A 20,926-nucleotide genomic window follows, 5' to 3' on the forward strand; every position below is an offset into this window, starting at 1 on the left:
TGACCGGTGTCTTATCACTGCCACCGCCAGCCCCCGGGCGCCTCCGCCGACCTCCCCTGGAAGGAACGCGGCATCAGGCATCATGGCGGCGCCACCGGGCGATCAGGCCGGAATCCGTTAGCGGTGCCAGTACCGAACGCGCCTCGGACAGGCGAGGCAGGAGATCGCGTAGCGGGAGGTGTGCCGAACGCGTGAACCATGCCACTTCGAGCAAGGCCATGAGGATGTAGGCGACGCTGGACGCGAGGGCGGCGCCCAGCGCGCCCCAGCGAGGAATCAACACCAGGTTGAGCAGGACGTTGATGGTCAGCGCGCCGACGGCGATGACAGTCATGGAGATCGGCCGGGCGAGCCGTACGAGATGCTGCTCGACCAATCGGATCACCGAAAGCGCGATCATTCCGGGGGCCAGTGCCAGCAGCGGTATGACGCTACCGGCGAAAGGCCGGCCGTAGACCAGCGGGATCAGCACGGGGGAGACGGCCGCCAGGATCCCGATGAAGGCTGTGGAGAGAAGCAGGTTGAGCCAGAGGGCGCGGACGGTGATCTGCTCGGCCTGCCGGATGTCGCCATAGGCCTGCAGGGGAAGCATGACCCGGGTGATCGCCTCTGCCGGGATGCAGGCAAGGGAGAGCGTCGTGACCGCGACGGTGTAGATCCCGACCGTGGCGGCGGAGTCGAGGGCGTTTATCAGCAGGGTGTCAACGGTCATCAGGAGATAGAAGGCCACCAGCCCGATGTGGTAGCGGCTTCCCATGGCGAGCTGGCGGCAGGCGAGCCGACCGTCCGTCAGCAGGGGACGTGGGCGGAGCGCCCGGATGAGAAGGATGAAAGGAAGGACCACTGACATCGTCCAGCACACGATGACGCTGGTCACCGTGACGTGGCCGGTGGCCGCCAAGACCAGAAGGGGGAGGCACTGGATCGACGCGGCGGCGACGGTACCGCGGTTGATGATGTCCACCTGTGATCGCAGCAGCGCGATGCCTTTGAGATTCGTGGCCGCCACGCCGAAAGGCACGGTCAGCAGTGCCAGGCCGAGCAGCGGAGACGTCGTCGGCATGGCGCCGACACGCATCAGCGTCAGCGCGATCAGTGTGGTGGCCGTCCCCGAGAGCAGGCCGATTACCAGGCCGTTCGCGAGAAGACTGCGGTGCCGTGCCCGGTCCGTCCACAGATAGATCTGTGCTTTCTCGACAGACAGGTGCCCCAGCAGGATGGCGGTGAGCGTCGTGGTCGCGATGACCGAGTAGGTTCCCCGCCCCTCGGGCTGAAGGATCCGTGCGATCAGCACGCCCGTCACCGTGCCCAGCAACACCTGGACCGCATGGCTCCCGACGGTCTGGAGCACCCTGCTGAGGGAGGAGCTCAGGTCTGCGGTAGGGGGCATCGGAAGCCTGTCCGGACGCCGCGGGATGACCGCTCGGTTGAACGGCCGATCCGGTTGACCTCGGTGGATATTGATCCGGAGGGAGAGGCGTGATGGACGAGTTCGGGGTCTGGGTGTGATGTTGTGGCCATTCCGGCTATTCCACACATCAGGTCTCCAGGAGTCGGTGGTACAGGTTGACGTGCTAAGTGGTCATGGCGGTTGCGCCGAGGTTCCTGCGCGCCCAGGCGCGTGCCGCGGTCGCCAGCGTGGTGGCGTGCTGGGGGTGGGTGAGCAGGTGGGTGATGGCTTCGGCCAAGGCTGCGGGGCTGGCTTCTCGGACCTCGGTGCCCGGCGACGACGATCGGAACCCGTGCCAGCCGTGCGGTCACTGCGCCGATCATGTAACTCTCGTACGTGAACCCGTGCAGCAGAACGACGAGGCGGGCGAAGGCCACCAGGTTCCACCCTGGGGCCGGCAGCCCTGACGGCTTGCGGTCGAAACCGAGATGATGGACGCCGATCCCTGCCTCGCGCAGAGTCTGCTCGTGAGGACCGCCTTTCGACAGTAGAAGGACGTGGACCTCGATGCTTCTGAGACACAGTTCTCTCGCCAGTAGGGACAGCTGTTTCTCCGCGCCTCCCAGCTCCAGCTGTCCGATGAGAAACGCGACGCGCCGCAGGCCGGCCTGCTCTCCTCGTACCGCAGAGAGCCTCTCGTTGATCGTGCGGCTGGCGGGCGGTTCCGCGTGCCGGGTCATCGCAGTTGCCAGGCCTGACATCCGGCCCCGCTGATGAGGGTGCTCTCCGGGATTGCGTGCGCTCGGTTCCAGAGCTCGAACTGCAGCAGCGCCCACAGTCGGGCGCCGTGGTCGGCGCCGTTCATGTGCCTCCGGAGCAGCTCCTGGACCACCGCTGGTCGGAACAGGCCTCTGCTGCGGGCGGTGTCGTCGGTGAGCATGTCGTAGGCAAGTTCCCGCAGTTCGCCACGGAGCCACGCAGCGAGAGGCACACTGAACCCCTTTTTGGGATAGCGCAGCAGCTGTTCGGGGAGCCAGGGGGCCACCGCGCGTTTGAGCAGGAGTTTGGTCTGGCCGCTGCGGATGTGCAGCGCGCTGGGAAGGGCGGCCGCCCACTCCATTATGTGGTGGTCCAGGAACGGTGAGCGGGCCTCCAGCGAGTTGGCCATCGATGTGATGTCAGCCTTGACCAACAGGTCACCCGGGAGATAAGTGAGGGTGTCGACATCCATGACACGGCCGAGATCGGTCTCAGCGGACGAACCCTGGAAGACCTCCTCCAGCAGGAGGTAGCTGTCCACCCCCGTCAGTAAGTCCCGGAGCGCGTCGCTGTAGATCTCGGATTTCTGCTCCGGCGTGAAGTAGGACATCAGGCGGGCGTAGCGCTGTGATGGACGCGCCGCGGCGAACCTCATCAGCCGGCCCAGCCGGTGGGGCAGGGATCGGGAGTCGCTCCGCTCGCTCACGAGGGTGCCGGCGCGCGTGAGCGTCGCCGCCAGGGCCGGGGGCAGCGCCGGAATCCTACGGGCCTGGTTCATCAACGCGTAGCGCTGGTAGCCGCCGAAGCACTCGTCGCCGCCGTCTCCGTTGAGCGCGACGGTGACATGCTGCCGGCTCAGCTGGGCCACGTAGAAACTGGGGATCGCCGAGGAGTCGGCGAACGGTTCGTCGAAGTGCCAGGCGAGGCGTGGCAGCATGTCGAGCAGGTTCGATGTCACGACGAGCTCATGGTGATCAGTGGAGTACCGGTCGGCGATCATCCGTGCTTTGTGGCGTTCGTCGTACCGACTGTCCTCGAAGCCGATGCAGAATGTCTTGACCGGCTCGGTGCTCTGCATCGCCATGGCGGCGACCACGGCGGAGGAGTCTATGCCCCCGGACAGGAATGCCCCGATGGGCCGCTCGCTCACCATGCGGATCCGGGTCGCGTCCAAGATTAGCTCGCGTAGCCGTTCCTCCTCCTCCCGCTGGTCCACTACCGGTCGTGGGGTGCGGTCCGGCCGCCAATAGCGGTTGACCGTGATCCTGCCGTGTTCCCAGACGAGCACATGTCCGGGGGAGAGCTTGTGCACGCCCTGGTAGATGGACCACGGCGCGGGGACGTACTGGTACGTCAGGTAGTGATGCAGGGCGACGGGATCGATCTCGCGGCCCATGCCGGGGTCCTGTGCGAGGGACTTCAGCTCGGACGCGAACCGGATAGAGGAGTGGTCGGCCCGCCAGTAGAGCGGTTTCTTACCCACCCGGTCCCTGGCCAGAACCAGCCGCTGGCGGTCTCGATCCCAGATGGCGAAAGCGAACATCCCCCTGAGCCGGTGAACGAGCTCTACGCCGAACTCTTCGTAGAGATGCACCAGGCATTCGGAGTCTCCGGCGGTACGCAGACGGTGCCCCTTGGCGATCAACATCTCGCGGAGCTCGGCGAAGTTGTAGATCTCGCCGTTGAACACGGCCACGACGCGGTTGTCCTCGTTGTAGACGGGCTGGTCGCCGGTCGCCACATCGATGATCGCCAGTCGGCGCATGCCGAGTGCCGAGTGTTCGTCACTGTGGAAGCCCGCGCCGTCCGGTCCCCGGTGCACGATCACATCGCACATGCGGCGGACGAGTTCGGGGTCTGGGTGTGATGTTGTGGTCATTCCGGCTATTCCACACATCGGGTCTCCAGGAGTTGGTGGTACAGGTTGATGTGCTGGGTGGTCATGGCGGTTGCGTCGAGGTTCTTGCGTGCCCAGGCGCGTGCTGCGGTCGCCAGGGTGGTGGCGTGCTGGGGGTGGGTGAGCAGGTGGGTGATGGCTTCGGCCAGGGCTGCGGGGTCGGCGGGGGGGACGAGGAGGCCGCGGTCTTCGAGGAGTTCGGGTGTGCCGCCTACCGAGGTGGCGATGATGGGCCGGCCGGCGGCCATCGCTTCCATGACCGCGTTGCTGAGGCCTTCGGACAGGGAGGGCAGTACGACGATGTCGGTGCGGGCCAGGAGGCCGGCGGTATCGGTGCGGGATCCGAGGAAGCGGACGTCGAGGCCGAGTGTGGTGGCCTGGGTTTGGAGGGGGGCGTATTCGGGGCCGTCGCCGACGAGGATGATCGTGCAGGGGTTGCCCTGCCGGGCCAGGGTGGCGGCGGCGTCGACCAGGAACCGGTGCCCTTTGATCTCCAGGAGGTTGGCCACGCACAGGATGACGGGCAGTGGGGTGTCGATGTTCTCTGGTTCGGCCGGGTCGAAGGCAGTTTCGGGGAGGCCGTTGTAGATCACGCTGAGTTTGTGCGCGGGGAGGTGTTCGACGGTGCGGGCGTCCTCGGCGACGGCGGCGGCGTTGGCGATGACGTGGTCGGTGATGCGGTTCACGGCCCGTTCCAGAGTCAGCACCCACCAGCGTTCCCGCTTGAAGAAGCTCAGACTGCGCCGGCCCGCGACGACGACCGGAACCCCCGCCAGCCGGGCGGCGGGTGGAGCCACGACGTAACCGAAGTAGAGAAACGCATGCAGCACCTGAGGCCTCAGACGTCGCAACAGACGTATGAGACGGGCGGCGGCGCGCAGGTTGGCGACCAGGGCCGACGGTTCAGGGGAGAGGGACGCGAAGCCGAGCCGGTGTACCTCGATCCCCACCAGGCGCAAAGTCTTCGCATACCCCTCATCTCCCCGCAGGACGAGCACGCTGACGTCGATATTCCTCGCGTGCAGTTGCCGGGCCAGCAGGGAGACCTGCGCCTCGGTCCCCCCGGGCAGCGTCAGCTGCGGAATGAGAAGCGCGACGCGCCGGAGGCCGGACCTATCGCTGGCCGCCACGACGTTCCCCTTCCGGAGGCTGCTCTTCGGTATGAAATCCAATGTGAGGTGCCACGTCCGCGGTTCTCAGCCGGAGTGGTCGTCAGGTGTGCGGTGAGGGTGGGGACGTGACCGGCCGGCCGGGCGGGGCCGTTTGACAGGCGTCACCCTGAGGAGGATCGAGAGAAGTCGGCCGCCGAGCCTGGCCAGGCGCGCCGATCGCCGACGTGCGGACGCCGGTTATTTGACGCCGCGGATGACGTACAGCCCGCGGTGACGTTCGATGGAGACCTCACGCAAAGCCAGCTCCTGCGTCCACCGCTCAAGGCGCCGCCGGGTCTGCGGCTTTTCGTAGCGCGGCGAGAGCCAGTCGAAGGTGTCCAGTACCGACCAGCTCCGGGCGGTCTCCCTGTCCGTCACACCCAGATAGCGATGGTTCGCGACCGGGATCAGGCGTGCCAGGCACTGTCCCGCCCACGGGACGGCGCTGAGCTTCATGGACAGGGGGAGCAGCTTCGGCACGGCCTTCTCCACGAGGGCGTAGAGCTTGGCGGAAGGCACGTGTTTGGTGATCGGACGCAGCAACTGCCGGGGATGGGGATAGGCGACGATCGCCGCGTACACGTCGATGCAGAACCGGCCGCCGGGCCGCAGATAGCGGAACAGCGTCTTGAACGTCTTTTCGACGTCCGGCGTGTGCTGGATCACCCCGCAGCAGAACAGGAAGTCGAACGACTCCTCGGGAAACGGCAGTGCGTAGATGCTGGCCTGGACAAGCCTCAAATGAGGAAAGTGGCCGTTCGAGGCGGCGTTGGCGTGGACGGCGCTGGATATGTCGACCGACGTCACCTGGGCGCCGGTCTCGCACAGGACCTCGGTGAACCGCCCCGCCCCGCTGCCGCATTCGAGCACGGTCTTTCCCGTGAGCTCGGCGGCCGACCAGCCGCTCGCGTTCATCAGTCGATCACGCGAGATCGGCATGCCGGAGTGTGAGTCAAGCTGCGTCAGCCGGTGCTGGTTCCACTGGTATCCGAACCCCTCCGCGTAGTTGTCCCGGGGAACGAACCGTGGAATTCCATTGTCGATGGGGTACGCGGTCGAGCACGAATCGCACCGGAGTTCGGCCGCGGCACGGAGTGGACCATGGCAGCGCGGGCAGCACAGCACGGACTGCCAGACGGTCTCGTTGTCCGTCTCGATGTCCGTGCCGCCGTCTACGCGTTTGGAAAGAGTCATTCGATTGCCTATCCAGCAAGACAACAAGGACGGCCACGCCGGCTGGTCCCTGGTTCCCGAGTCATGTTACGGAGTGTGACCGCTCGGACACGAACAGGTGGAAGGGTGTGTCCCGAGACGGACCGTTGAAAAAGTTGAAAAAGACGACGGGTTTCGTCCCTCGCACAGGAAAACGTGAAGCTGTTTTGGGCGCAACATGATCCGCTCTCATCTAGCGTTGGGCGCGGTGACCGATCGGTATGTTCAGATCTGTCGCGAACTTCTGACGTATGAGGCGCGCGTAGGTGCTCAGGTATCGATTGACGAGCCTGTCGCTGGTTAGGTGGTCCACCGCCCACGCCTGCGCCGAGGCGCCCAGTCGCTTCGCGAGCACGTGATCGGTGAGCAGGCGTTGGATCGCGTCGGCCAGAGCGGCGGCGTCGGCCGGGGGGACGAGCAGCCCGCGGTTCTCTTCGAGGAGCTCGGGTACGCCGCCGACGCGCGTCGAGACCGTGGGAAGTCCGGCTGCCATCGCCTCCATGATGCAGTTCCCGAGGGCCTCTGCCAGTGTCGGATGGGCCATGATGTCGGCGCGGGCCAGCCAGGCGTGCACGTCGGTTCGGAAGCCGGGAAAACGAACGTCGATTCCGAGCTGCTCCGCTTGCTTCTCCAGGTTGCCGCGTTCCGGTCCGTCCCCGATCAAAACGATGGTGCACCTCAGCCCGCGGAGTTCGAGGAGCGCCGCGGCGTCGAGCAGGTAGCGGTGACCCTTGAGGGGCTGAAGCCTGCTCACGCAGACCACGACGGGGAACTCCGTTTCCAAGGGGGCCGGGCTGTGTGGAAGAAACGCCGTGGGTGGGAGGCCGTTGTGGATCACGCTGATTTTGTGGTGGACGCGGAAGCGGCTTGAGAGCTCGTCAGCGATGCTCTGGCTGACCGGAACGATGTGATCGGCCATGTGGTTGGCGGCCCTGTCTATGAGCGATGTCAGAAGACCTCTGCCGGTGATCATGAGTGGTGTGTGACGTCCCGCCACCACTAAAGGGACCCCGGCCAACTTACCTGCTGGTACACCGATGGCGTAGGAGTGGAACAGGTGGGCGTGAAGCACGTGAGGTCGGGCCTGGCGCAGGAGGCGTACGAGACGGCAGAACGCCGCGATGTCGCAGAGGAGCGCTCGCCGCCAGCCGGCGGTGCTGATGGTCCGGAAGCGCAGATGCACCACGGGAACCCCCGCATCCTGGAGAAACGCTTCGAAGGGGCCACCGTCGAAGAGCAGGAGTACGCGGCTGTCAACACCGCGGGCACGTAGTTCCTTGGCGCGCAGTACGACTTGGCTTTCCGCGCCACCTATGCCCATAGTGCCGATCATGTAGAAAACGCGTAATTCTCGGCCACCCGTCAGGCGACGATTACGCCCGAGGTGTCGTCCCTTATGATTTCTGATCATGGCTGTAGCATTACAGATCGCGACTGTATCTCCCATTCCAGGAGGTGGCGTGTCTCACTGTTCATCCGTATTGGCCGGCCCATGTGAACGAATGGCAAATACATTGAAAAACATGGCCGTCCAAATCTGACCAGGACGCTCGTGTCGTGAGACTTGCGTGCATGGCTAAGACTTCGCGCCTTCAAAGTCCCTTGCCGGATCCTCTTGAACTTATGGGAAAAGTGTCGGCAAATCGGACTCTACATAAACAAAGATGGCCTATTTGGTGGCGGAGGGTCTGGTGCTTTCACGTATTTAGATGGTTTCCCGCGGCGTTTGTGACCATATTTGCTGTGACGGTGCTGGGTTTCTTTGGGGTTTCCGTCCGGGATATGGCCTGCTTCGGCGCCTACATCGCGCTGGGGCTCGCGCTCCCGGGGCTGCTGCTGATCCGCGCCCTATACGGCGGCAGGCGGACGCTGACCGAGGAGATCGCCCTCGGGCTGACGCTCGGCTACGCGATCGAGGTGCTCACCTATGTCGCCGTCCGCGCGGCCGGGATGCCGCTGCTCGTCATGGCCTGGCCGATCACCACCTACGCGGTCTTCATCGCCGTTCCCCGCCTGCGCCGGCACTGGAGAGGCGGGCGTCGCCTTACCACGCCGCTCTGGTGGTCCTGGTCCCTCGCCCTGGTCACCATCTATCTGATCGCCTGGAGCGCCGCCAAGTTCTTCAGGACGCATGCTCTGACGTGGCCGGCGCTTGGGACGGCCAATCTCGACATGCCGTTCCACCTGGCGCTGATCGGCGAGTTGAAGCACCATATGCCGCCCACGGTGCCGATGGTCGCCGGTGAGCCACTCTTCTACCACTGGTTCGTCTACGCCCACCTCGCGGCGGCGAGCTGGATCACCGGCGTGGAACCGCTGGTGCTGCTGTTCAGACTCTTCATGCTGCCCATGATGGTCGCCTTCGTCGTCCTGATAGGGATGATTGGACGGCGCGTGGTGGGCGCCTGGTCGGCTGGGTTGCTGGCTGTCGCGGGCACTGTCTTCATGGAGGCCCCGAACCTGTACCTGGGAACAAGCGTCGGAATCTTCACGTGGCGTCCCCCTCAGTCGTGGCTGAGCCCCACCCAGGCCTTCGGTGCTCTCCTCTTCGTGCCGGTCGTCATCCTCCTGATCAACCTTCTTGAGCGCAGGCGCGTCGCCCTCGGCTCCTGGATTCTCCTGGGCGTCTTCCTCGTGGCGGTGATGGGGGCCAAGGCCACCTACCTACCCCTGCTCGCCATCGGCCTGGCGGCGATCGCGGTGATCGAGGTGGCGAGACGACGCCAGATGCCCTGGCGCGTGCTCGTCGTGCTGGTGACCACCGTGATGTGCTTTCTTTACGCGCAGTTCGTGCTGTTCGGCCAGGCGCGCCTAGGGATGATCGTCGAACCGCTCGCCATGACCCGCAAGATATGGGCGGAGCTGACCGGTCAGGACGGAGACATCGAGCCATTGTCGGCCTCGGCTCTCGGCGTCACGCTGCTGTACCTGCTGAGCTGGGTCATAGAGTGGTGCGGGATCTGGGGTCTGCTGAGCCGACCGCGGTTGCTGCTGCGGCCTGCCGTGGTTGTGATGCTCAGCATCGGGGCGGGGGGGTTCTGCGCCACGCTTCTGTTCGGGCACCCTCATCATGCCGAGATGTACTTCTCCGTGGCGTCCTATCCCTATCTGGCGATAGTCGCCGTCTACGGGATCTTCGTCATCGTTCGGCGGGCTCAGGTGCCTCCGCGCGTGACGGCGTACGCGGTCGGCGCGGCGATCGTAGCGACCTGCTCGATCCGTATGATCTTCGGCGTCCGGATCCCCCTGGACCCGGGCCAGAGCGAGATCCTCCTGTACCGGCCGTATATCGCCTTTGCGGCTCTCGCCCTGCCGATGATCGGCCTGCTCCTCGTCGCCAACAGGCGGCGCCTCGTCGTCGCCGGAGCCATCACGATCTCGATGGTCACGGCCGTCGGCCTGCCCGCGGCCTGGGCGGCCCGTGTCCTCTCGTCGGCCGTTCCCGCTCCGGCGGGCGGTGGCGCGGACACGGGCCCGGGAGTGCCGGCGCCGGTGATCCGCAGGGACGCCTTGACCGCCGGACGATGGTTGCGTGCCCACTCGGATCCGGATGACCTGGTCGCCACGGACACACATTGCCGAGGGAAATCCGAGAACCCCTGTGACAGCCGTGAGTTCTGGGTGTCCGCGCTGACCGAACGACGCGTGCTGGTGGAGGGGTGGGCGTTCAGCCCGGCGAATTACCAGCACTGGCACAGGGGCCTCATAGCGGAGCACCTGCCGTTCTGGGACCAGGAGCGGATCCAGCTCAACGATGCCGCATTCCGATCGCCCTCGGCGGCTTCCATCCAGCGGTTACGGACGCGTTACGGCGTGCGCTGGCTGTTCGTCGACGAGCAGCACACCGGTGCGGACTCCAAGATCGGTGACGGCGCGAACCTGAGGTTCCGTTCCGGCGACTACGCCGTTTACGAGGTGCCAGACGGTACGGCCTGACTCCTTCGCCGCACCCCGACCCCGCCGGGGCCCGCCTATCAATCCTCATGCCGAGGTTGACCTGTGACAACGGATCGTGACGGCCGGGCATGAGCCGGAGTGCCGGATGGTTGAAACGGGGAGCCGAAGCGCCCGCAGCGAGCATTCGCATTCCGGGCGGAAAGACTTGTCTTGGCGTCATCGCATCACCTATCCGATGAACAGTGCCATGGCGGCCATGGTCCGTTGCGCGCTCCTTGGCCTGGGGTTGCCGGCCGCCAATGGACATTCCGCAGCGGCGGAAACCTATGGCTCCGGCAACTTGTCGCCCGCCCTTCGGTAAAGGCGGAGGACGGCATGCAGCCACTAATTCGAGTCCCGCATAAATTCAAGCGGACAGGTGGTCGCTGAGGCCATGCGTTCTTCGCGGAAGGGCTCAAACACCGGTGGAGGCACTTGTTCCGGCAGGCGGTAAGGGGACGAGATCGCGGACGCTGTCCCACAGGCCGGCGAAACAACTGACCCCCCGTCACCGACAGGCCGGTGCTCTATTACTGGCTCGAAGCGGTTTGGGACGCGAGTGTCACCTGCGTGAGGATCGTCGTCGGCGACACGGCCTGCGAGATTCGGGAAGCGGCGGGCGACGGCTCCGGGGGCGGCCTCGATGTGCCCTTCCTCGCCGGGGAGGAGCCCTCCGGCCTGGCGCGCTGCGTCCTGACCGCCTGCGACTTCTCGCCGGCCAGCCGTTCATGGAGAGGATCGCCCAGATCATGGGCTGGTATCGGAACAACGAGCCATGGTAGCGACGGTTGAAGGAGAGGACCTGATGAACGGGGAAGAACCGATGGGGTGCCCGGTCGACCGGATCACGGCCGCATTGGTCTGCCCGTCCTGCCACGTTCCCCTCGACGCGTCGTACGGATGCGCGGCCTGCGGAACCGGCGGTCACCGGACGGGAAACCAGCTCCGTTTTGCCGGCTTCGGAGACGCCGAGCTACGGGACGATCCGCTCAATCGGATCAAGGAGACCGTCAAGCGCCATTTCGGGCCCGCATATCCGCTTGTGATCCAACTGCTCTCACCTGTGCTGCTGAGACGGTTCATCCGCCCCTTCCTCATGAGTTTCGATCTTGATCGTGATCTGGTGGCGGATCTAGGGTCGGGTACCAACCGCTATGATTCACGACTTCTCTGTGTGGACGGGGGCGCGTACGCCAACGTTGACATTGTGGGTGACCTGCGAACACTGCCGATCGATGACGGGGCTCTCGCCGGTATCGTCAGCATCGCCGTACTCGAGCACGTGCCGGATCCGCAGGCTCACGTTCGGGAGATGTGGCGTGTGCTCAGGCCGGGAGGACGAGTGCTGTGCTACGTGCCCTTCATGCAGCCGTTTCACGCATCACCGTATGACTACCAGCGCTACACCGAGGCGGGTATGAAAACCCTCTTCAGCCGTTTCGACGTGATGCATGTGCGGATAGGCGCGGGTCCCACCTCGGCCATGCTGTGGACGTTCCAGGAGTGGCTGGCCCTCCTGCTCTCGTTCGGCAGCAGGCGGCTCTACCGCGTACTGGCCCCCCTGATGTGGTTGCTCTCGCCCATCAAGGTCCTCGACGTCCTGCTGGCGCGGCACCCCAACGCCACGGTGGCGGCCAGTGGGTTCGTGATCGAGGCGCGGAAGCCGACGGAGGCCCGGCCGGAGTAGCGGCCGGGCCTCCGCAGTGCGCTCATCGACGTCGAACACCATGTCAACCCGGTAGCCGGTGCACTGGCGGCTGCCGACGGGAAGGTGCTCGCCATGCCGTGGGCGCGCCGAACGAGAAAGCCGGGGGTCGGCAGGGTTGACCGGTGTGACCTAAGACTTGCGTAATGGATCACCAATGGACGGCAGCGCAACGTCTGCCGACTGATCCTTCCGTTGTTCACTTCGGCTGTGAAAGTAACCGATCGGGAGACGATTCCCTTCAACCGAACGCATATCTCGCCGAACGAGCTGGACTATCTCGCCGAGGCTGTATGCCGGCGATCCACCTGCGGAGACGGGCCGTTCACCCGGCAGGCCTCCGAGCTTCTCGAGAAGATCACCCAGGCGGGCCAGGCGCTGCTGACCACCTCCTGTACGCACGCGCTGGAGATGTCGGCGATTCTGCTCGCCCTCCAGGCCGGCGATGAGGTGATCATGCCGTCGTTCACCTTCATGTCGATGGCCAACGCCTATGCCCTCCGCGGGGTGGTGCCGGTCTTCGTCGACTGTAGGCCCGACACCCTCAACATGGACGAGCGGCTGATCGAAGCCGCGATCACCGATCGCACCCGGGCCGTCGTGGTCATGCACTACGCGGGTGTCGCCTGCGAGATGGAGGCGATCGGAGAACTGTGCGAACGGTATGATCTCGCGCTCGTCGAGGACAACGCCCACGGTCTGGGCGGGGCCTATCGAGGCCGGCCTCTCGGTTCGTTCGGCAGCATGGCCACCCAGAGCTTCCACGCGACCAAGAACGTGCAGTGCGGGGAGGGAGGCGCGCTGCTTCTGAACGACGCGGATCTGGTGGCGCGAGCCGAGATCATCCGGGAGAAGGGCACCGATCGCAGCAGGTTCTTCCGCGGGCAGGTGGACAAGTACAGATGGGTCGACATCGGATCGAGCTATCTTCCGTCCGATGTTCTCGCCGCACAGTTAACCGCCCAGCTGGAGTCGTTCGGCGCGATCCAGGCCCGGCGCCATGCGGTATGGCGCAGGTATCACGATGAACTGGCGGACTGGGGTGCGGTGAACGGGGTCGCCCAGCCGACGGTCCCGGATGGCTGCGCCCATCCGGCGCATCTGTACTATCTCTTGCTTCCGGATCTGGTGAATCGGCAGGAGTTGATCGCCCACCTCTCGAAGAGGGATGTGCAGGCGGTATTCCACTACCAGCCGCTGCATTCCGCGCCCGCAGGGGTGCGATACGGGCGGGTGGCCCCAGAAGGATGCCCGGTCACCGAGGAGGTCGCTGACCGCCTTGTACGGCTGCCACTGTTTACTGATCTGACCGAGGCCGACGTCGACCACGTGATCAACGCCGTCCAGACCTACGAGGTGAACTGATGGGGTGTGACGTGATCCAGGTGCGAGCCGTACGGGCTCGGGAATCACCCTTGGAGTCACCCAGGCTTGGAGTCACCCGGGTCCGGGTGTCCGGCCGGGCGTCTCGCCGCTCCCGCTGAGGCCGGGCCTCCATTCTCCGAGGTCCGAAGGCCGTCTACAGATCGGCCGCGTACTGACGATCAAAGGTGGACGTTACACGAAGGCCATCTATCGCCGCGGTCAGCGGCATGATCGCATGTAACTTCGAGCTTTCATGTTCAGTACGTCATCGTGCATCGACACCCGGTTGGCCGCTTCGACTGGTTCATGAAGCCGATCGCGCCCGGCCGGACCGTGATGCTCGCCGGTTCTCTTGCAGATCGGCGGCTATGTGCGCAAAGGGGCCGCGCACGCAGAGGCCATCGCGGGATCTGCGTATGACAGGAATCATGCGTGCGGCTGCTGGGAAGGCGCTGGTTTCCGCCAACTCTGCCGCGCACGGAAGTCACTGCCTGACACATCTTTGTTCAGCGCCATCGAGGTGTAGCGGGCTGATCGGGACGAAGGCTGAGATCCGTTAGGTCTCGACGAGCGACCCGAGCCAGGTCACGAGCGCCGGAAGAGTCTGTTCAGGCGGTAACACGCGATGACCGGAATCGTCTCTGACGCCAACCCCGGTTGATTTCCGGTGGCCGACCATAACTCATTCGATCCCGTTACTCGATCACGATCCGGAGTGACTGCCATATGGTTGAAGTCGGAAGCGGGACCGCCCACGAGAAGGATTCACGTCCCGGGTGGCGAGCTCTGGTTTCGGCATTTTGGGGCCGACGCGTCGCATATCTGCTGGCCAGCGCCATGACGGCTGTAGTCTATTGCGCTCTCCTGGGGCTGGGGCTGCTTGCCGTCAAAGATCGGGTTCCTTATGTCTTCCTGCTTGTGGCCTGCCAGTTCCTCACCTCGGTGATCGTCTATCCATGGTACAGGCTGGTGGTTTTTCGCGCTGCCAGGGAATCGTGGTTCGCGGGTTACCTGAGATTCTATGCGGTCGGACTGGGCTTCCTGGCGGCGTCCGTTGTCGGCGTCCCGATTCTGGTGGAATTTGTCGGTATTCCGATTATGGTGGCACAAGGCCTGCTAATAGCCGTGAGTCCGCCGCTAAGCTATTTGACGCACCGAGCGTGGACGTTCCCCAATCGGGAAAAACCCTAGTCTTGCCAAGATGCCACACGTTCTTTGACAAAAGCGAAGGATGGCGGCGGGCTGCTAATTGGAGCTCCGCGTAAATTGAGTGTGCAGACGGTCGCTGTGGCCAAGCGCTCTTGGTGGAAGGACTCAACAACCATGAAGGCACTCGTTCTAGCGGGTGGCAAGGGGACGAGGCTGCGCCCGCTGACCCACACCTCGGCGAAGCAGTTGGTCCCCGTCGCCAACAAACCGGTGCTCTACTACGGACTTGAGGCGATACGGGACGCGGGCATCAGCGACGTCGGGATCATCGTCGGCGACACGGCCCATGAGGTCCGGGAAGCGGTCGGGGACGGCTCGAAGTTCGGCCTCGACGTGACCTACATTCCCCAGGAGGCCCCTCTGGGGCTTGCGCATTGTGTCCTGATCGCTCGGGAGTTCCTCGCCGATGAGCCGTTCGTGATGTATCTGGGCGACAACTTTCTGGTGGGCGGCATCAGAGATCTGGTGGAGGCATTCTGCGAGGCTGACAACGACGCCCAGATCCTGCTCACCAGAGTCGCCGAGCCACAATTCTACGGAATCGCCGAGCTTGGACCGGACGGCGGGATCATCGGGCTGGAAGAGAAACCGGAGCACCCGCGTAGTGATCTCGCGATCGTGGGGGTCTACACGTTCTCTCCGGCCATCCATGAGGCGGTCAACGCGATCACGCCTTCCGCCCGCGGAGAGTTGGAAATCACGGACGCCATCAAATGGCTCATCGACAACGGTGGCCGTGTCCGTTCGCACTTCGTGAGCGGCTACTGGAGAGATACCGGACGTCTGCAGGACATGCTGGAATGCAATCGCATCGTCCTGGAGGCGATCGAACCAGACATCCGGGGAACCGTTGACGGGTTCTCGGAGATAACGGGGCGCGTTGTCATCGAGTCCGGGGCGGTGGTGGAGAACTCGGTGATCCGAGGGCCTGCGGTCATCGGCACCCAAAGCAAGGTAAACGGCTCGTACATCGGCCCCTATACCTCGATCGCCGAGGGCTGCGTGCTGGAGGATGCCGAGGTGCAATACAGCATAATTCTGGGAGAATCCATCATTAGAGGCGTCTCGGGGCTCACGTACTCCCTGATCGGCCGAAACGTCGAGGTCATCCAGGCCAGAGGAGTGCCCAACACGCATCAACTCATGGTCGGTGACCACAGCAGGATTCAGGTGCGGGCATGAGAATCCTTGTTCCAGGCGGTGCTGGATCATCGGCTCCCATTATGTGCGATCGCTGCTGTCGGGAGGATATCCCGGCTATGAGAATGCTCAGGTGACGGTGCTGGACAAGCTCACATATGCGGGCAACGTGGCGAATCTGCGCCCGGTGGCCGAGCATCCGTGCTTCACATTCGTCAGGGGGACATCACCGATGCCCGGTTACCGGCCGACGTGGTGCCGGGGCATGACGTGATCGTGAACTTCGCCGCAGAGACTCATGTCGACCGATCGATAAGCGGCCCCGGGGAGTTCGTGGTCACCAACATGCACGGCCTGCAACGCCTCCTGTAGGCGGCGCTCGACACCGGCGCGCGTACAGTCGTTCAGGTCTCCACGGACGAGGTGTACGGATCCATCGCCGCGGGGTCCTGGACCGAGTCGGACTCCTTGTTTCCTGACTCGTCCTACTCGGCCGCCAAGGCGGGAGCCGATTTTCTCTGCCGTGCCCATCACCGGACCGATGGGCTCGATGTGCGGGTGACCCGCTGTTCCAACAACTACGGCCACTCTCAGTACCCAGAGAAGGTCATCCCGCTCTTCGTCACCAACCTCATCGACGGGTATCACGTGCCCTTTGAAGAAAACCGGTCGATAACCGCTGGAGTGCTGCGGTTTGAATCGCCTTGGCCCAGGTGGAGACTCTGACGAACCCGAGTCCGGCGGAGCCGGCTTGACGGACGGGCCCGCACTCGCCGCCGTAGGGCCTTTCGGACTTCACGGGCGCAGCACCGAGTAGAGGATCTGGTCGTGCCAGCCGCCGTCCCGCCATTGGGCGCGGCGCAGGATTCCCTCGCGTTCGAACCCGGCCTTCTCCAGAGCGCGCTGCTCGCCGTAGTTGGCGATGTCCGTGAAGGACTGGATGCGCTCGGCTCGCGTGTGGGCGAACAGATAGTCCACGAGCTGGCGCTGAGCCAGTGTTCCGATGCCTTGGCGGCGGAAGTCGGAGAAGACACAGATGCCCATCGCCCAGCACCAACACGTAGAATTCGGTCCCCAGGAGGTCGTCCACCACACCACCCATCCGGCCGGGCCGCCGTCGACGTCGATGGTGAGGCGACCGGAGTCGGTGCCGAGGAATCCGTTCTCGGCGAACTCCTGACGGAGCCCGTGAGAAGAGCGGTGTCCATACCACTGAAGCTCGCCTCTGAGCTCGGGGGTAGCCCGTTCCGCCTCGAAGACGTCCAGGTCCTCCTCGCGGACCGGCCTCAGTTTGATGACCTCCATGACCTTCCTTTCATATGGCTTGCGCAGGCCTCGTGGCAGAGCGGTTCCAGCGGTGCCGGCTCGGGAGGAGGCCGGCCTGACGGATCGGTTCGGGTGGGCGCCAGGTGGACGCGAGCCGTAGGACATCGTTCCAGACAAGACTCCACGAGCGTCTTTCAAAGCCGACCATGTGGGACCGGCATGCTGGAATGCGAGCTGAAACGCGTTGGCCGATGCCCACTTCACTGACATCCGGCCCCCTCCGCTTAGTCGCCTTCAGGACGAGTCGTAAAATTCCATTTGTCGATGGGACGCATGGCCGGGCACGCGTCGCATCAAGGACCGCTCCCCGGATACGCGGATCACGACAGCGCGGGCGGTGTAGCGTGGGGCGCCGGGAAGCCCCGATGTCTGCGCCACCAGACATGCGTTCCGAAAGAGTCATTCGATTGCTTATCCAACGAAATAGGAAAGATGACCACGTGGGCCGAGGCTCCCATTCCCGAGCCATGCTATGGATCGTGACCTCCCGAAGACAAACATGCGGGAGGCGTGTCCTGAGCTGTATCGCTGGAAAGGCCGCCGGTCTCGATCCGCATGAAGAACCGGCAAGAATAATGCCGGGGTAAGGATGTCCGTCCCCGCCTGTGGCGCTGCGGTGGTCCCACCCTCGGCCCGATCGCCGCCTGGTGGCAGGTCCAGGACCCGGCATCTCCGGCTTGAACTGCGAAAACACCAACGAGCGCGACGAAAGGCCATTCCGCCGGCCTTAGGGCACCGACCCGTACGAGGCAGCGACCGGACCCCGGGCATGACCGAACCCAAAATCCGTCCCCACGGAAGATTAACTCGATGTGAGTTGATTACTCCAAGATCATGAAAGATTCAAGGGGGGTGTAGAAAATCGTGGTTTCGTCCTTGATTTCATCAATATAGTGTAAATCCGGCCTGCGGGCCCGACCGGTCGACTCGGCAGTCATGAGACTGGCACTATGACTAGTGTATCCGTCGTAATTCCATGTTATCGATCCGAGCAGACGCTTCCAGTGCTGGTTGATCGCCTCCTTGTTGTTTTGCCAACCACCGCCTCCGTGTTCGAGGTCATACTTGTCGTCGACGGTTCACCGGACAAGACATGGGAAGTCGCCCAACAGCTTGCCGATCGGTATGAAACGGTCCGCGCGCTGCTGCTGGCCCGGAACTACGGGCAGCACAACGCTCTCGTCGCCGGCATCCGCTGTGCTCGCTACGACATCGTGGTCACCATGGACGATGACCTTCAGCATCCACCAGAAGAGATCCCCAAACTTCTGGCAGGCCTCCGGCCTGACCTCGACATCGTCTACGCAGTCCCACGCGCTGGGACGCACGGATTCATGCGTGATCTCGCCTCCAGATCGCTCAAGATCGGACTCTCTGGGCGATTCGGCGAGGCAACAGGCCAAGATATCTGCGCATTTCGTGCCTTCCGCAGTTTTTTACGCGAATCATTGGACGGGGTCGCAGGTCCCCATGCTCTAATCGACATCTCGTTCTCGTGGGCCACCATGCGGGTCGGAACCGTCCCGATAAAAATAGAGCGTCGACTTGTCGGGCGCTCCAATTATACCGTTCCCATGCTCATTCGCCATGCGGTCCATGTCATGATTGGATACAGCACTATCCCGCTTCGCCTGGTCACCTATTGCGGGCTGCTGGCGGGGGCTCTCGGCGCGGTCCTTCTCACTGTCTTTCTTTGGAACTACTGGTGGGGGGACAGCACGCTCAAAGGGTTCACGTCGATAGCGTCCATGATTTCACTGTTCGCCTCTGCCCAGATGGTCGCCCTTGGAATCATCGGGGAATATCTCGGCAGAATCCATGTGGAGCGCATGGGGCGTCCCACGTACATCGTTCGCGAACGGTCCGAAAGTCGCGACTCACGCCTGCCGACGACGCCTGACGTGAACGCGGAGACTTTCATCCGCCCGGGAGTCGGCGCTCACGAACGGTAGTCCGATCTGAGGGTCTTCCCGGAAGACCAATACGAAGCCCGAGCAAGTCGAAAGTGTGGGGCACATGAAACGGGTTGCGATAGTGCAATCAAATTATATTCCATGGAAAGGATATTTCGACCTGATTGCCCACGTCGACGAGTTCATACTCCTCGACGAGGTGCAATACACTGACAGAGACTGGCGTAATCGTAATCGCATAAAAACAGCGGCGGGTCCTAGATGGCTCTCGATCCCGCTCACGCACGGCCCTCGGAGCCGGCTGATCAACGAAACGGTCATTGCCGACCCGAACTGGAACATCATGCACTGGCGAGCTCTCACGCAGGCGTATCGGAAGGCCGCATATTTCGACGAGTTCGCGCCGGCCCTGGAGGTGCTTTACCATGGATGCCGGGATGAGCGGCTTTCCGAAATAAACAGGCATCTCCTCGAAGGGCTCTGTTCGATCCTTGGCATCCGAGTCGATCTGCGCTGGTCCACCGACTACGTCACCACGGGATCCAAGACGGAGCGCCTCGTCGATTTATGCCAGAAGGCGGGTGCCCATGAATATATTACCGGTCCGGCTGCGCGGGCCTACCTCGATGAGAGCCTCTTTCGGAAAGCGGGCATCGAGTTGCGATGGTTCGACTACTCGAGCTACCCGGAATATCCACAGCTCCACCCGCCGTTCGACCACCGGGTGAGCGTCCTTGATCTTATATTCAACACAGGGCCGAATGCCATCGAACACCTGAAGATCGCTACTTCTGGGCGGGCATAACGGTGAGCGCCGGCTCGATGCTGTTTCAACAGGGATCACATCACACGGTATTTTCGAATGGGGTGGGCCAATCCCCACGAGTTCGAGCAGCCGACTTGGCACGTGGCCTGTTTCTCCCTTATTCCGGCCGCACCCCGTCTGCACGAGCAGGATCCTCCGATGAAGCAATGGGAAGCCTGCTCGGCCCTATATCCGGCTTTGAGAGGCTCGACTTCGGTGGCGCCTTCCACGGGGCCGTCGCTGCAGGACGGGGTGAGCCCGGCGACGGTCAGCCCGCCTTCCGGTATGACCGGTCTGGGGCGATCGTCACGCTCTCGGCTATGTAACTTCGACTCTTCACGCTCAGAGGCTCTCAGTGGCAGGGCCCATCGATCACTTCAACAGCTGGCAGATTCACCGGAAGAGACACTTCGGAGAAGTCCCTGTCCCTCTCGAAGCCGAAAAGACGGCATCCGAGCTTCCACGACATCACGGGCCTGAGCGGCTCGTTTCCCTGAACGACGCGTGGAAGCTCGGTCCCAGTAAGACCGTAATCTGTGGCTGGATTACTAAGGCGAAGTAAACACCACATCAACCCAGTAGTTGCTGGATTGGTTGCTGTTGACAGGGAAATTATTCACTGCACCGTAGCGGTATACGCCGTTTCCGCCTTCCGCGCCGTTCGCGAGCGCGATGAGCGGGCCGTTTGCGTATTGCGTGGTGAAGTAAGGCCTCGTTACCGACCAGTATCCCGATGTGGTGTGGTAGGAGGCGATGTAGGTGGTGTCGGCGGTGATGTCCACGGGTGTGGAGAAGTTCACCTGTTGCCACCCGGATGCGGTCTCGTTGGTGAAGGTCGCGGTCGCGAGCAGCTGGCCATCGGTGGTCCACAGGCTTCCGACGTGCGTCCCGGTGTTCTGCGGACCCTTGTAGAAGCGGATGCCGTCGATGGTTCCGGCCGTGGTCGCCTTGAATTTCACGCCGAGTGTAATGGCACTGGGGTCGGGCTGGGATTGGACGGCCGGGACCACGGTGTTGTCCCATAGGCTGTTCGAGGGGGTGAATACGACATCCACCCAGTAGTTGCTGGCTTGATAGGAGGCGGTTGGGAAGGAGTCCGTGGCGCTGTATTTGTATAC

Annotated in this window: 14 protein-coding genes and 1 pseudogene; 8 read left to right on the forward strand and 7 right to left on the reverse strand. The window is 63.6% G+C overall.

All coding sequences use genetic code 11. From position 1 onward, the window contains the following. Positions 1-73: 73 nt before the first annotated feature. The 5 genes from IG98_RS0136995 to IG98_RS49500 form a co-directional block, all read right to left on the reverse strand. Positions 74-1,390, reverse strand: coding sequence for an oligosaccharide flippase family protein (locus IG98_RS0136995; protein ID WP_084195921.1), 1,317 nt, complete (start codon positions 1,388-1,390; stop codon positions 74-76). 736 nt (positions 1,391-2,126) lie between these two features. Continuing rightward, positions 2,127-4,028, reverse strand: coding sequence for an asparagine synthase (glutamine-hydrolyzing) (asnB, locus tag IG98_RS0137005; RefSeq protein WP_169750253.1), 1,902 nt, complete (start codon positions 4,026-4,028; stop codon positions 2,127-2,129). Between the two features lie 5 nt (positions 4,029-4,033). Then, complete coding sequence (locus tag IG98_RS0137010) at positions 4,034-5,176, reverse strand: glycosyltransferase (RefSeq protein WP_169750254.1); 1,143 nt, start codon at positions 5,174-5,176, stop codon at positions 4,034-4,036. Positions 5,177-5,395: 219 nt separating this feature from the next. Beyond that, positions 5,396-6,391: a methyltransferase domain-containing protein gene (locus IG98_RS0137015; RefSeq protein ID WP_051753429.1), complete on the reverse strand. Its 996-nt coding sequence runs from the start codon at positions 6,389-6,391 to the stop codon at positions 5,396-5,398. A gap of 211 nt (positions 6,392-6,602) precedes the next feature. Beyond that, a complete protein-coding gene (locus IG98_RS49500) occupies positions 6,603-7,820 on the reverse strand; it encodes a glycosyltransferase (protein WP_169750255.1) in 1,218 nt (405 codons plus the stop codon). Positions 7,821-8,152: 332 nt separating this feature from the next. Between IG98_RS49500 and IG98_RS0137030 the strand changes: the two genes are divergently transcribed. The 6 genes and pseudogenes from IG98_RS0137030 to IG98_RS49505 all read left to right on the forward strand — a co-directional run bounded on the left by IG98_RS0137030 (position 8,153) and on the right by IG98_RS49505 (position 16,490). Beyond that, the gene (locus IG98_RS0137030) at positions 8,153-10,345 is read left to right on the forward strand and encodes a hypothetical protein (RefSeq protein WP_157594735.1); all 2,193 of its coding nucleotides are present in this window, start codon (positions 8,153-8,155) and stop codon (positions 10,343-10,345) included. An 805-nt stretch (positions 10,346-11,150) separates the two neighbouring features. Beyond that, complete coding sequence (locus IG98_RS0137035) at positions 11,151-12,032, forward strand: methyltransferase domain-containing protein (RefSeq protein ID WP_030923491.1); 882 nt, start codon at positions 11,151-11,153, stop codon at positions 12,030-12,032. Positions 12,033-12,260: 228 nt separating this feature from the next. Continuing rightward, positions 12,261-13,415: a dTDP-4-amino-4,6-dideoxygalactose transaminase gene (rffA, locus tag IG98_RS0137040; RefSeq protein ID WP_030923493.1), complete on the forward strand. Its 1,155-nt coding sequence runs from the start codon at positions 12,261-12,263 to the stop codon at positions 13,413-13,415. A gap of 726 nt (positions 13,416-14,141) precedes the next feature. Continuing rightward, a complete protein-coding gene (locus tag IG98_RS0137045) occupies positions 14,142-14,606 on the forward strand; it encodes a GtrA family protein (protein WP_084195924.1) in 465 nt (154 codons plus the stop codon). Positions 14,607-14,738: 132 nt separating this feature from the next. Next, entirely contained in the window at positions 14,739-15,806 is a 1,068-nt protein-coding gene (locus tag IG98_RS0137050; RefSeq protein ID WP_030923497.1) for a glucose-1-phosphate thymidylyltransferase, read from the forward strand. Between the two features lie 159 nt (positions 15,807-15,965). Then, positions 15,966-16,490 (forward strand): annotated as a pseudogene (locus tag IG98_RS49505) (GDP-mannose 4,6-dehydratase). A 69-nt stretch (positions 16,491-16,559) separates the two neighbouring features. Here the strand turns inward: IG98_RS49505 and IG98_RS0137060 are convergent. Beyond that, positions 16,560-17,069 (reverse strand): GNAT family N-acetyltransferase, encoded by a 510-nt coding sequence (locus IG98_RS0137060; protein WP_030923499.1) that lies wholly within the window; start codon positions 17,067-17,069, stop codon positions 16,560-16,562. A 971-nt stretch (positions 17,070-18,040) separates the two neighbouring features. On the opposite strand from IG98_RS0137060, the gene IG98_RS0137070 reads away from it, so the two are divergent. Further along, positions 18,041-19,042 carry a glycosyltransferase gene (locus IG98_RS0137070; protein WP_037972287.1) on the forward strand — a complete coding sequence of 334 codons (1,002 nt, stop codon included), beginning with the start codon at positions 18,041-18,043 and terminating at the stop codon, positions 19,040-19,042. A 64-nt stretch (positions 19,043-19,106) separates the two neighbouring features. Next, on the forward strand, positions 19,107-19,808 hold the full coding sequence (locus IG98_RS0137075; RefSeq protein WP_030923505.1) for a WbqC family protein: 702 nt from the start codon (positions 19,107-19,109) through the stop codon (positions 19,806-19,808). A gap of 548 nt (positions 19,809-20,356) precedes the next feature. Here the strand turns inward: IG98_RS0137075 and IG98_RS0137085 are convergent. Continuing rightward, positions 20,357-20,926: DUF4082 domain-containing protein (locus IG98_RS0137085; protein ID WP_157594736.1), on the reverse strand; the 570-nt coding region annotated here is incomplete at its 5' end.

Origin of the sequence: Streptosporangium amethystogenes (assembly GCF_000721075.1) — a bacterium.
Lineage (GTDB): Bacteria > Actinomycetota > Actinomycetes > Streptosporangiales > Streptosporangiaceae > Streptosporangium > Streptosporangium amethystogenes.